This window comes from Pseudomonas sp. KCJK9058, assembly GCF_046230975.1.
Lineage (GTDB): Bacteria > Pseudomonadota > Gammaproteobacteria > Pseudomonadales > Pseudomonadaceae > Aquipseudomonas > Aquipseudomonas alloputida.
Window position 1 is genome coordinate 103,131 of the sequence record NZ_JBJJLR010000012.1, and the last position, 13,091, is coordinate 116,221.

9 protein-coding genes and 2 pseudogenes are annotated in these 13,091 nt (G+C 62.3%); 5 read left to right on the forward strand and 6 right to left on the reverse strand.

Features of this window, described 5'->3' with window-relative positions; all coding sequences use genetic code 11:
* Positions 1–92: 92 nt before the first annotated feature.
* Both mcpA (ACK59Z_RS09770) and mcpA (ACK59Z_RS09775) read left to right on the forward strand, forming a co-directional pair.
* Positions 93–1,124: pseudogene (gene mcpA, locus ACK59Z_RS09770) on the forward strand (methyl-accepting chemotaxis protein McpA); the annotation flags it as partial.
* 258 nt (positions 1,125–1,382) lie between these two features.
* Positions 1,383–1,979, forward strand: a pseudogene (gene mcpA, locus ACK59Z_RS09775) (methyl-accepting chemotaxis protein McpA); the annotation flags it as partial.
* Between the two features lie 53 nt (positions 1,980–2,032).
* On the opposite strand, the gene ACK59Z_RS09780 reads toward mcpA (ACK59Z_RS09775), so the two are convergent.
* The 3 genes from ACK59Z_RS09780 to ACK59Z_RS09790 form a co-directional block, all read right to left on the reverse strand.
* Positions 2,033–3,097: a membrane protein gene (locus ACK59Z_RS09780; protein WP_012053083.1), complete on the reverse strand. Its 1,065-nt coding sequence runs from the start codon at positions 3,095–3,097 to the stop codon at positions 2,033–2,035.
* Positions 3,098–3,209: 112 nt separating this feature from the next.
* On the reverse strand, positions 3,210–3,587 hold the full coding sequence (locus ACK59Z_RS09785; protein WP_108191180.1) for a RidA family protein: 378 nt from the start codon (positions 3,585–3,587) through the stop codon (positions 3,210–3,212).
* Positions 3,588–3,599: 12 nt separating this feature from the next.
* Positions 3,600–4,736, reverse strand: a complete 1,137-nt coding sequence (locus ACK59Z_RS09790) for an FAD-binding oxidoreductase (protein WP_003250196.1) — start codon at positions 4,734–4,736, stop codon at positions 3,600–3,602.
* A 115-nt stretch (positions 4,737–4,851) separates the two neighbouring features.
* Between ACK59Z_RS09790 and ACK59Z_RS09795 the strand changes: the two genes are divergently transcribed.
* Together ACK59Z_RS09795 and ACK59Z_RS09800 are read left to right on the forward strand one after the other, a co-directional pair.
* A complete protein-coding gene (locus ACK59Z_RS09795; RefSeq protein ID WP_012053085.1) occupies positions 4,852–5,445 on the forward strand; it encodes a helix-turn-helix domain-containing protein in 594 nt (197 codons plus the stop codon).
* 125 nt (positions 5,446–5,570) lie between these two features.
* The gene (locus ACK59Z_RS09800) at positions 5,571–6,356 is read left to right on the forward strand and encodes a sulfite exporter TauE/SafE family protein (RefSeq protein ID WP_108191181.1); all 786 of its coding nucleotides are present in this window, start codon (positions 5,571–5,573) and stop codon (positions 6,354–6,356) included.
* Between the two features lie 3 nt (positions 6,357–6,359).
* Here the strand turns inward: ACK59Z_RS09800 and ACK59Z_RS09805 are convergent, their stop codons facing one another.
* Positions 6,360–6,899, reverse strand: coding sequence for a histidine phosphatase family protein (locus tag ACK59Z_RS09805; RefSeq protein ID WP_409292895.1), 540 nt, complete (start codon positions 6,897–6,899; stop codon positions 6,360–6,362).
* A 126-nt stretch (positions 6,900–7,025) separates the two neighbouring features.
* Positions 7,026–9,260 carry a TonB-dependent siderophore receptor gene (locus ACK59Z_RS09810; protein ID WP_108191183.1) on the reverse strand — a complete coding sequence of 745 codons (2,235 nt, stop codon included), beginning with the start codon at positions 9,258–9,260 and terminating at the stop codon, positions 7,026–7,028.
* Positions 9,261–9,700: 440 nt separating this feature from the next.
* On the opposite strand from ACK59Z_RS09810, the gene ACK59Z_RS09815 reads away from it, so the two are divergent.
* A complete protein-coding gene (locus ACK59Z_RS09815) occupies positions 9,701–10,900 on the forward strand; it encodes an MFS transporter (protein ID WP_409292898.1) in 1,200 nt (399 codons plus the stop codon).
* A 223-nt stretch (positions 10,901–11,123) separates the two neighbouring features.
* Here the strand turns inward: ACK59Z_RS09815 and ACK59Z_RS09820 are convergent, their stop codons facing one another.
* Positions 11,124–12,932: an ABC transporter ATP-binding protein/permease gene (locus tag ACK59Z_RS09820; RefSeq protein ID WP_108191185.1), complete on the reverse strand. Its 1,809-nt coding sequence runs from the start codon at positions 12,930–12,932 to the stop codon at positions 11,124–11,126.
* Between the last annotated feature and the right edge of the window lie 159 nt (positions 12,933–13,091).

The following is a 13,091-nucleotide window of genomic DNA, read 5'->3' on the forward strand; positions in this document are numbered from 1 at the left end:
TTTACCCCTCGAGCCGATATCTCGGTCGACAGGCCCCGCATCGCGTCATGAGCGCGCTGCGCCCTCCCCTCATTGGCTCAAGGTCTCGAAACATGAACCTGAAATTTCGCCACAAGATCCTGCTCAGCGCCTGCGGCGTCGTGGTCCTGGCATTTGCCCTGTTCACGCTCTACAACGACTACCTGCAACGCAATACCATCCGCCAGAATATCGAAGCCTCGGTGCAGCAGTCCGGTGCACTGACCGCCAGCAGTGTGCAGAACTGGATGAGCGGGCGCATTCTGGTGCTGGAGAACCTGGCCCAGGACATCGGCCAGCAAGGCGCCGGCGACACCTTGGCAGGGCTGATCGAGCAGCCGTCCTACACGCGTAATTTCCTGTTCACCTACCTGGGCCAGGCCAACGGCGAATTCACCCAGCGCCCGGACGCCCAGATGCCCGCCGGTTACGACCCGCGCCAGCGCCCTTGGTATGGCGCCGCCGCCAACGCCGGGCAGACCGTGCTGACCGCCCCGTACCAGGGGGCAGTCGGTGGCCTGATGGTGACCATCGCCACGCCGGTGAAGAGCAAGCGCAATGGCGAACTGATCGGTGTGGTCGGCGGTGACGTTACCCTCGACACCCTCGTCGAGATCATCAACTCGGTCGACTTCGGCGGCATCGGTCACGCCTTCCTGGCCGACGCCAATGGCCAGGTGATCGTCAGCCCGAACAAAGACCAGGTGATGAAAAACCTCAAGGACATCTACCCAGGCAGCAACCTGCGGGTTGCCGCCGGCATGCAGGATGTCACCCTCAACGGCCAGGACCGCATCATCTCGTTCGCCCCGGTGGCCGGCCTGCCTTCGGCGCAGTGGTACATCGGGCTGTCGATCGACAGGGACAAGGCCTATGCCGCGCTCAGCCAGTTCCGCACCTCGGCGATCATTGCCATGCTGATTGCCGTGGCCGCCATCGCCGGCCTGCTCGGCCTGCTGATTCCGGTGCTGATGAGCCCGCTGACCACCATGGGCCGCGCCATGCGCGACATCGCCGAGGGTGAAGGTGACCTTACCCGCCGCCTGGCCGTGCAGAACAAGGACGAGTTCGGCGAACTGGCTACCTCGTTCAACCGCTTTGTCGAGCGTATCCATGCCTCGATCAGCGAAGTGTCCTCGGCCACCCGCCTGGTGCATGATCTTTCGGAAAAAGTGGTCAGTGCGTCCAATGCGTCGATCAGCGGTTCTGAAGAACAGAGCATGCGCACCAACAGCGTCGCTGCGGCCATCAACGAACTGGGCGCCGCCACCCAGGAAATCGCCCGCAACGCCGCAGATGCTTCGCAACATGCCAGCGGTGCCAGCGAACAGGCGCACGGTGGCCGTGAAGTGGTTGAAGAAGCCATCAGCGCCATGACTGCCCTGTCGCAACGGATCAGCGAGTCGTGCGCGCAGATCGAAACGCTCAACGCCAGCACCGACGAAATCGGCAAGATCCTCGACGTGATCAAGGGCATTTCTCAGCAGACCAACCTGCTGGCACTGAACGCCGCCATCGAAGCGGCCCGTGCCGGTGAAGCCGGCCGTGGCTTTGCCGTGGTGGCCGACGAGGTGCGCAACCTGGCGCACCGTACCCAGGAGTCGGCGGAAGAAATCCACCGCATGATCACCAGCCTGCAGGTGGGCTCGCGCGAAGCGGTGCACACCATGAACACCAGCCAGGTTTCCAGCGAGCAGACCGTGCAGGTGGCCAACCAGGCCGGCGAACGCCTGGCCAGCGTGACCCAGCGCATTGGCGAAATCGATGGCATGAACCAGTCGGTGGCGACAGCGACCGAAGAACAGACTGCCGTGGTCGAGAGCCTCAACCTGGACATCACCCAGATCAACGCCCTGAACCAGCAAGGGGTGGAGAACCTCAACGAGACCCTGCGCCATTGCGACCAGCTGGCCCAGCAGGCTGGGCGTTTGAAGCAGTTGGTGGGCAGCTTCAGGATTTAAACGCCGGGTTCAGGCGGCAACGACCTATGCCTGTTGTCGCCTGTACCAGCCCCTTATGCAGCCACCGCCTTCGCAGCCCTGCCCCGCCGTACCCAGGCCAGCAATACCGCCGTCATCAGCACAAAGCCCAGGTAACCGAAGAACGGGTACACCTCACCCACCAGGCTGATGAACCCCACCAGGCTGCAGCCGAACGCCACCACCCCGGTCACCACCGAGCCCCAGCGGAACTTCGTCGTGCCCGCCGGTAACAGCCGCGAGAGGAAGGAAAACAGCGTGCCCACCGCGGTGTTGACGATCATGCCGAAGATGATCAGGCACATCACCAGCCCCAGCAGTGGTGACACTTCGTTGGCAATCGACAGCATGGGCATCGGCTGGTCGGCCACACTGTCCAGGCGCGACAGCAGCCCGGCACTCATCACCAGCATCAGGCCGCCTAGCGCTGCACCACCGAGCAGGCCTCCCCACACCGCGGCTTTCTCGCCCTTGGCCGAACCGCCCAGAATGGCCAGGATCGGCGCACCCGCGACGATGTTATACGACACATACAAGAACGCCCCCAGCAGCCAATGGCGGGTGCCGGCCTGTTGCTGGCTGGCCACCTGATCGAGCGCAGCAAAGCTCTGCTCGCGGGTGATCACGGCATACAGCGCTATTGCCGAAGCCACCAGGATCAGCAAGGGGGTGATGGCGCCAATTGCAAGTATCATCTTGCGCACGTCCAGGCACACGATACCGACTACCACCAGCGTCACCAGCACGCTGCCGGTCAGGGCCGGGATGCCGAACTGCTGCTCCAGCAAGGCACCACCACCGGCCAGCATGACCACGGTGACGGCGAACATGAAAAAGGTGATCAACCAGTCGACGAACATGCCCAGGTGACGGCCGCAGATGGCCAGGATCACATCCTTGTGCGAGGTGGCCTGCTGGCGATTGCCCAGCCCCGCCAACGCCATGCCGAGGAAGGTGAACAAGGCGGCGCTGACCAACGCGCCAGCCAACCCCCACACGCCGAAATCGACAAAGAACAACAACAGTTCGCGCCCTGAAGCGAACCCCGCCCCCACGATCACGCCGACAAATGCGCCGGCAATCTTCAGCTGCTCTTGCATGTGAACCTCTGGATTTATTGTTGTTTTGTCGTCGCCGTCGCATACCGTTTGTAGGGGCGGCCTTGCAGCCCATCGCGACACAAGGCCGCCTCTACACGGGCTCTTTGCCCTGTCAGGCGTCGCCGACGAACGCCTGCACTTCGATCTCCACATCCACGCCCAGGGCCAACGCCGAAGCCACGGTGGAACGCACCGGTAGCGCCGCGCCGAAGAACCCCTTGTACACCTCGTTGAAGCCGGCGAAATGGCGCATGTCCGACAGCCAGACCGTGGCCTTCACCACCTGGTCGAGACGCGCGCCACAGGCCTCCAGGCTTTCGGCAATGCGCTCGCAGGCAGCACGGGTCTGGGTCTGGATATCACCGCGCACCACTTCGCCGCCAGCGCTCATCGGCACCTGCCCGGAGAGGAACAGAAAGCCACCGGCCTTTACGGCGCGGGAAAACGGGAACGGCAAGCTGCTGGGGAAACGCTGAATGTCATTGCTCATGGGATGCTCCTTTCAGGGTTGCTGGAAACGGGCCGGGGACAGGCGCTCGGGCGCCACGCCCTGGCTGACAAGGTCGGGACACAAGGGCTGGCCCATCAGCAAGTCGGCGGCCAGGCGCGAGGCGCCCGCTGCCGACTGGATGCCATAGCCGCCTTGGGCCGCCAGCCAGAAAAACGCGGGTGCATGCGCATCGAAACCGATCACCAGGTCGCCGTCGGCAACGAATGAACGCAGCCCGGCCCAGGTGTGGCTAGGGCGGCGGATCGCCAAGGTGGTCATGGCTTCAATGTTGTAAATACCCAAGGCCACGTCGAACTCCTCGGGCGCGGCATCCTGTGGCTCAACCGGGTCGGCATTGGCCGGAGACCCCAACAGTTGGCCGGCATCAGGCTTGAAGTAGAAGCTTTCATCGACGCCAATCACTGCAGGCCAGCGGGCAAAGTTTTGTTCTGCCGGGCCGGGGAAGGTGAACGCGCTACGGCGGCACGGTTGCAAGCCGATGCGCGCCACCCCGCACTGCTCGGCCACACGGTCCGCCCAGGCACCTGCAGCATTGACCAGACATCGGGCCTGCAAACGGCTGCCATCAGCCAACTCCACCTGCCACACGCCGTCCAGGTAGCAGGCCTGGATCAGCTCGGCGTTGCAGCGCAGTTCACCGCCGGCAGTGCGATAACCCCGCAAGAAGCCTTGGTGCAAGGCATGTACATCAAGGTCCATCGCACCTGGCTCAAGCACCGCGCCGGCCAGGGTTTCGCCACGCAGGCTGGGTATCAGTGCCAAGGCCGCGTCCCGGTCCAGCAGGCTGACCTCTGTGCCATTGGCCAGGTTCTGCGCGTAAGTTTGCTCAAGCAGTTCTCGTTGCTCCAGGCTGGCCACATACAGACAGCCTCGCGGCTCCAGCAGCGGGTGCTCGCAGAAGCCCTGCGGTGGCGCTTCGTAGAAGGCTCGGCTGGCGCGGGTCAGTGCCTGGATCTGTGGGGTGCCGTAAGCCTCCATGAACATGGCCGCCGAACGCCCGGTGGAATGGTAGCCAGGCTGCGATTCACGCTCGACCAGCAGCACGCGCTGCTGACCGGCCAGGCGGTAGCCCAGCGAGGCGCCGGCGATGCCAGCACCGATGATCAGGGTGTCGTAGGTCGGGGTCATGCACGCTCCTGCCAGGCTAATTATCATTTATGAGAATTCTAATATATGAGAATTTAGAAATGCGCAAGGGTCCAAGGTAAGATGCCCGACCAACGCCGCATGCCGAGATCCCTGAATGCCTTCAGCTCTACCCCAGCTTGACCGTGCAGTAGTGGGCCAGCGCCTGCGCCAGGTGCGCAAGGCGCGCCAGATGACCCTCAAGCAATTGTCCGAAGCCAGTGGTGTGCCGCTGTCCACGTTGTCGAAGATGGAACTGGCGCAGGTGTCGGTCAGCTATGAAAAACTGGCCGCTGCTGCGCGGGCGCTGAATGTCGATATTGCCCAGCTGTTCCGCGCCAGCGGCACAGTCAGCGCCCCGGTGCCGGTGACCGTGGTGGTCGACTCACTGCCCGCAGCGGCGGGTTATTCGACCGGCACCTACGACTATTATCCGATTGCCGGGGATTTCCCCGCGCGACGCATGACACCGGCTTATGCCCGCATCATTGCCCGGGAACGCGGCCAGTTCGACGATTTTATCCGCCACCCCGGGCAAGAGTTCGCCCTGGTGCTGAGCGGGCGTGTGCGCATCGAGTTCGAGACCGGCGAAGCGGTCAGCATCGGGCCGCAGGAGACGGCGTATTTCGACAGCCAGGTGGGGCACATCTACCTGTCGGAAAGTGATGACGGTGGTGATGCCCATGTCATGGTGGTGATGACTGATCGTTGATCGGTCACGCCCGCCCAAGGCAAACCCGGTTATAACCTAATAACGAACAAGTCTATTTGGCTATAAAAAAATCTATATGCTGACTGGCATCCGATAACGGGCAAAGTTGGGCAGTCGAGTAGCGTATGGATGTAGGTTCTTTCGGTTTCACCATTGCTGGCCTGGTCGTGGGCTTCATCGTCGGTATGACCGGCGTCGGTGGCGGCTCGCTGATGACCCCGATCCTGTTGTGGTTTGGTATCCACCCGGCGACCGCTGTCGGTACCGACCTGCTGTATGCAGCGATCACCAAGGCCAGTGGCGTCTGGGTGCATGCGCGCAACAAGAACATCGACTGGAAGATCACCGGCCTGCTCAGCCTGGGCAGCGTGCCCGCAGCGGCGCTGACCCTGTGGTTCCTCAGCACCCTGCACACCGACACCTCGGCGCTCAACGCCATCATCAAGCAAGGCCTGGCGGTGGTGCTGATCCTGACCGCGCTGGCCATCCTGTTCAAGTCGCGCCTGCAGGCCTTCGCCAGCCGCCATGCCGGTGATCACTACCACCTCAGCGACCGCAGCCTGAACGCCCTCACTGTGCTGACCGGCGTGGTGCTTGGGGTAATGGTCACCCTCACCTCCATCGGTGCTGGCGCCCTGGGTACAGTGGCGCTGTTCCTGCTGTACCCGTTCCTGGTCACCCGTCGCCTGGTCGGTACCGAAATTGCCCACGCCGTGCCACTGACCTTGGTAGCAGGCCTGGGCCACGCGGGCATGGGCAACATGGATTGGTCGCTGCTGGGCTACCTGCTGCTGGGCTCGCTGCCAGGCATCTATCTGGGTAGCCACCTCACCGGGCGAATCTCCGACCGCGTGCTGCGCCCTTGCCTGGCAACGATGCTGCTGCTGATCGGTTACAAGCTGGCGTTCTGAGCCTTAGCCCAGGCGCAACCGCCACTGCCCGGTAAAGCTCAGTTCCAGACGTGACAGCGGCAGCACGTCAATTCGCTGCCCGGCACTCATCGGACACCCAAGCACCTGTACCAGCATGGCGCGTATGACCATCGGGTGGGTCACGGCCAGCCAGTCACCCGGCCTGTCAAAGGCCGCCAGCCAAGCGGCCAGGCGCTGGCATAGCGCAGCGAACGACTCGCCACCATGCACGGCACTGGCCGGATCCCGCAGCCATTCTGCCAACGCCTGCGGTTGCTCGGCTTGTAGCTGCTTCAACGACAAACCCTGCCAACGCCCAAGGTCGCAATCGGCCAAGCCCGGCTCGACCTGTACTGCCCCCGTTAACCACACCGCCGTCTCGCAGGCCCGCCGCTCTGGCGCACTCAGCAGTTGCACGCCTGATCGGTCGGCGTCTGCCTGTCGGGCTAGCGGCAGGATGCCATCATCCGTATGGTGCAGGCGCCCGTTCTTCTGGGCCTGGGTCAGGGCATGGCAAATCAGGGTCAGGCGGATGGCTTTCACCAGGCATTTCTCGCAGCGGGCTGGGGTGCATGGTTTAGCACGCTGCGAGACGTTTGGCTGCAACAATGTCGCCGGCCATTCGCGACCCGGTTGACTTGCGATTGGGCCGCAGGGCGGCCCTTTGGATCAGAAGTTGATATTCAGCGCAGCAAACACTGCCCTGCCCGGCTGGTTATACGTGTTTGCCCCCGAGCTGCTGGCGTTGCCGCCGCGCAGGATCTGCTTGTCGAAGACGTTGTTCACGCCCACCCGCACGTCGTAGTTGGCATTGAACTTGTACCCGGCACTCACGTCCACCAGGCCATAGGCCTCGACGTCCTGCTGGGCGGTCTTGTCGTAGTCCTGCTGGGTGCGGTAGTTGTAGGTCGGCGATTTTTGCTTGCCGAAGTAAGTACCCGCTACCTGGAATGACAGCTGCTCGGTGGCGCGCCAGTCGAGGCTGGTGTTGACGGTGTATTCCGGGATCACCGACAGCGGCTCGCCCGTTTCGCGATCATCGTTGTCGAGCATCCAGGTCAGGTTGGTGTTCCAGTCCAGGGTCGGGGCCAACTCGATGAAGAAGTTGCCTTCGACACCTTCCACCCGCGCCTTGCCGGCGTTGTCCCACTGAGTCACGCGGCTGCCGGTACCCATGGTGTAAAGCACATCGGTATCACCGATGATCTTGTTCTTGTAGTCGTTGCGGAAGTAGGTGGCACTGGTGCGCCAGGTACCACGGTCGTACAGCAGGCCGATTTCCTTGTTGACGCTGATCTCGGGCTTGAGGTCGGCGTTGCCCTGCAGGTAGCAGCCACCATTGTTGGCCTGTTGCACACTGCAGCCATTACCGCGGCTGTACAGCAGGTAGTTGGGGTTGGACTGGTACAGGTTCGGAACCTTGTAGGCACGGGCGATGCCGCCTTTTACCGACAGCGCTTCGGTCAGCTTGTGCGACAGGTTCAGGCTGGGGCTGAAGTTGTCACCGAAGCTTTCGTGGTGGTCGAAACGCAGGCCCGGCGTAAGGGTGGTGTCGCCAACGATGATGTTGTCTTCGACAAACAGCGCATAGCTGCGTGCGGTCATCTTCGAGCTGCTGCGATCGAAGCCGACAAGGCCGTCATTGTGGGTGGGGTCGGAGCTTTGCGGGCGCAACGAACCTTGGTCGTTGAGGGTTTCGTACAGGTACTCGCCACCCAAGGTAAGCACATGTTCTGTGCTGCCCATGGCGAACGGCAGGTTCACCTCACTGCTCAGGCGTGTGTTACGCAAACGTGACATGGCCCCACCTTCGTCGCTTGGGGCACCTTCGGTGCGGCCAGCCAAGCCCTCGTTAAGGCGCCAGTTGCGTACGTATTCGTAGGCCAGCGTGGTCTTGCTGGTACCCCAGGTGAAATCACCGAGGTGGGTCAGGTCATAAGTACTGCGCTGCATGACGTTGGTTTCGTGGCCGTAGAGGCTGGAGACGAAGTCGACGTCTCCGCCGCCGTTACTGTTCATGGTGTCGCCGGCAAAAATGTTGCCCTGACGGCTGTAGCCGGCACTGGCTTCGAGGCGGTGCTCGTCGTTCAGTTTCCAGCTGAGCAGGCCGTTGATGTCCTTGTTGCGAACGCCTTCTCGCCCCGCAACCAGGGCGCTGGTGGCATGCCCGGCGTTGATGTCCAGATCGTCGGCGTCAGTCTTGGCCAGGCCACCGTACAGGCGCAAACCCAGGTTATCGGTCAGGCCGCCACCGAGGTTGAAGTTGGCTCGCCGGCTGGCGCCTTCTGCGCTGTCTTCGGGCAGCTGCGTGTACAGGCTGACGCTGCCTTTCAGCTCGTCGGAAGGACGCTTGGTGATGATATTGACCACCCCGCCCATGGCGCCGGAGCCGTAGCGTGCGGCGGCCGGGCCACGCAGGATCTCGATGCGCTCGACCGCTTCGGCCGGCACCCAATTGGTTTCACCCCGAGTATCACGGTCACCGTTCCAGCCATAGCGCACAGCGTTGCGCGCGCTGGATGGCTTGCCGTCGATGAGGATCAACGTGTTCTCCGGGCCCATGCCGCGCAGGTCGATCTGCCGGTTGTTTCCGCGTGCGCCACTGGCACTGTTGCCGGTCAGGTTAACCCCGGGCTCGCGGCGGATGATGTCGGACAGATCATTGGCCGGTGGGTGGCGCTTGATGTCCTCGGCCGTGATGATCGACGTGCCCAGGGCCTGTCGCGCCTCGCGCTCGGCGGTAATCAGGGTATCCTGGATTACCAGCGCGTTGTCGGCGACGGGCGCTTCCACTACCTCACCCGCACGCAGCTCCTCGGACTCTGCCGCAGTCGCCAGCATGGACGGCGACGCCAGCGCGACGAACGCCAGGGCCAGGCTGTTGGATGAAGTTCTGCACTGCATGGGTACATCTCCTGCGATTCATGAGCGAAAAGGCACATCCCTGTCGGAAACCGGGAGCCCTCGCCCACCGGCCCCGCACTCAGTTCGGCGGCCAACAGGGGTGGTAAATATAGAGAGCCACAAATGCGAGTAAATCTTATTTACGAAGTTTACATGTTTGTAACTGAACTTTGCTGAACCGTGATCTTTGGCACAGCGAGGCTCGCGAGCCTCGCTGTGGGAGCAACGGTCTTGCTCAACATTTGATAAGCCTTCGCGCTCGCCTGTAGGAGCGGGTTTACCCGCGAACACCGGCGAAGGCACCCTATGACGGAATGACCACCCTGCATTCATGGACAGTTCAGTCATGTCCGCAGGCTGTTGCTGCCATCCACCTATCCGATTTGCATCCTGTGTGCAGACATCTACAGTTTCGACGTACAACGCTGCGGAGCGGCCAGATGCGTGGCGATGACAACAACTGCGCAAGCACTGCCAAAAGCCAGCCGAAAATGCCCCGCAGCATCTGGGCGCTGGGCTTCGTGTCGATGTTGATGGACATTTCCTCGGAGATGATCCACGCCCTGCTGCCCCTGTACATGGTCAGTGTGCTCGGCGCTTCGGTGATCGCGGTGGGGTTCATCGAAGGAATCGCCGAGTCGACCGCATCGTTCACCAAGGTGTTCTCTGGCGCCCTCAGCGACCGACTGGGTAAACGCAAGCTGCTGACAGTGATCGGCTATGGCCTGAGTGCGCTGATGAAGCCGGTATTTCCCATGGCCTCCGGACTTGAGTGGCTGACTGCGGCACGCTTCGTCGACCGTGTCGGCAAAGGCATTCGGGGGGCACCCCGCGATGCGCTGGTGGCCGATGTTACGCCGGTCGAGCTGCGCGGCGCGGCGTTCGGCCTGCGTCAGGCGCTCGATACCGTGGGCGCTATCCTCGGGCCATTGCTGGCGATCGTGTTGATGTGGCTGACAGCGAGCCATTTCCAGACCGTGTTCTGGGTAGCTATTATCCCGGCGTTCGTGGCGGTGTATATCCTAGTTGCCTTCGTTCACGAACCTGAAGCCTCAGCTATGGGGCATCCGGTACGCTCACCGTTGGCACTGCACGCGCTTCGGCGCCTGGGGCCGGTCTATTGGCGCCTGATCGGTCTGGCCATGTTGTTCACCCTCGCCCGTTTCAGTGAGGCGTTCTTGCTGCTGCGGGCTCAGAACATAGGCCTGACTCCGCTGTGGGCGCCGGCGGTACTGGTATTGATGGCGATGGCCTACTCACTGTCGGCCTACCCTGCCGGCGTGTTGTCGGACCGAGTGGGGCGCCGTGGCGTGCTGATGGCCGGGCTAGGCCTGCTGATCACTGCCGACCTGCTGCTGGCCCTTTTGCCAGGATGGGCCGGGCTTGCCTTTGGGGTAACGGCCTGGGGCCTGCACCTGGGCTTCAGCCAAGGCATCTTCTCTGCCATGATTGCCGACAGCGCCCCCGCCAACTTGCGCGGTACCGCCTTCGGCCTGTTCAACCTGCTGACCGGTGCGGCACTGCTGATAGCCAGCGTGGTAGCCGGATTGCTATGGGAGAGTGCGGGGTTCCAGGCAACCTTCCTGGTTGGTGCAGGGTTTGCCGTCACCACCCTTGCAGGACTGACGCTGCTGCGCTGAACCTGGCTAGCCTGGCGGTTCGCGGCTGCGACGCACGCAGGTTGAGCAGTTCCATCCTGTAACCCGAACGCTCCCGCCGCAAGGGTCGAACGCCTGGCCAGGGAGCACGGCCTGCCGGTGAAGGCGTTCGAGTGGTTCGGGTCACCAAGGATGTCGGCAATGCACGCAGTGAAGGGGCCAAGCTGATCGCGATGCTGGATGGCGATCTCCCCCTCAAGCCGAACTAGGCCAGCACAGCCTCCTGCTCCAGCAACGACCAACCGCCATGCCCATCCACCTCAAGCCGGTGAGTATGGAACGCTGCCAGCGTGCTACGGTGGCCGACACTGACCAGCAATGCACTTGGCATTTCCGAGCGCAACAACGCATACAGGGCATGCTCGAGCCCCTCATCCATCGCCGAGGTGGACTCGTCGAGAAACACCACCTCAGGCCGGTTGAACAGCACCCGGGCGAACGCCAGACGCTGCTGCTCGCCCACCGAGAGGATGTGTGACCAGTCACAGCTGACGTCCAGACGCTCGGCCAGGTGGGCCAGGTTGACCTGGCGCAATGCCTGCTGCATGAGCAACTCATCCTTGGAATTGCTGGCTGCCGGGTAGGCAATGACGGTACGCAAGTCACCCAGCGGCAGGTACGGGCGTTGCGACAGAAACAGTGCCTGATGCCCCGTTGGCCGCCTGACCTTGCCTTCGGCATACGGCCAAAGGCCCGCCAGGGCACGCAGCAGCGTGGTTTTACCACTGCCCGATGGCCCTTTGATCAACAACGCCTGACCGGCGTGCAGGCTCAGGTCCAGGTCGGCGATAAGGGCATGTCCGTCCGGGCGCAGTACCTGTAATCCCGCAATCTGCAGCGCATGCGCCTGGTCTTCGGTCGTGACGCGCGGCAACGCACTTGCCTGCTGGTTGGCATCGAGAAAGCCGGTGAGACGGTCAAGGGTCGCGCGGTACTGCGCGAACGCATCGTACGACTCACGGAAGAACGACAAAGAATCCTGCACCTGCCCAAAGGCCTGGGAAGTTTGCATGACGTCGCCCAGCTTGATCGCCCCACTGAAGAAGCGCGGCGCCTGAAGAATGAACGGAAACACAACGGCAACCTGACTGACACCCAAGTTGAAGCCACTGAACTTCAAGTTCCGGTACACCAATGCCCAGGCATTCACAATCAAGGCAGCAAAACGGCCGAGCAACGTGCCCCGCTCGACTTGCGAACCTTGGTAGAAGGCAATGTTCTCGGCGTTCTCACGCAGACGCATCAATGCGTAACGGAAGTTGGCGGTAAGTTTCTCGTTGAGGAAGTTAAGCCGGATCAACGGGCGCCCAAGACGGAAGGCGACCCAAGTGGCGACGATGACATACAGGTAAACGGCAAATACCATCGCCCGAGGGATCTCTACGCCGGCCACCGTCAACGGTGCCGACAGCCCCCAGAGGATGCCGGTGAACGCCACCAGCGAAACCAGCGCACTGACTGCGCCCAGGGCAAGGGTGACCGAGTTGGTGACAAAAGCGTTAACGTCCAGTTCGATACGCTGGTCAGGGTTGTCCACTGGCTCGGCAAGGAACTGGCCACGGTAATAGGCATCGCCCTGCATCCAGTCGTGGGTCAGGCGCTCGGTCAGCCAGACCCGCCACTTGATACTGAATGCCTGGCTGACATAGAAGGTGAACAGCGAGCGCAGCACATGGATGGTGGCGAGCACCGCGAAGACGCCGAGCAGGTACCAGAACGCCGCCTGGTCAAGGCCCTGCAAGGCGCTGTAGAAGCCGTTGTACCAGAACGAAAAAAGAACGTTTAGGCGAACCGAAAACAGCGTCAGGACCAGCAGCAGGGCAAACACCAGCAACGGCCGCCAACTGCGCCTGAAACTGAAATAGGGCCCGGCAAGCTGCCAGAACTGGCTGCCCCAGCGTGTACAACGCACAGCCAGAGTTGCGGCTGCAGTGAAGCTGACAAGGGTGATGAACGAGGCGATTGCCAGCCAGCTTAGGCTCTCTTGCAGGGCCTGATGCCAGTTCATTTCCATGGTAAGTATCCGTGCTGAGTATTTCCGCGAGCGTAACATTACGCTGTCATTCGTCAGGTATAAATGACGCACATTTCATGATTTGTAGGAGCGGGTTTACCCGCGAACACCGGCGAAGCCGGTGCCCTCCACCGAGCTGCCTGTTCCCACAGTGATTCA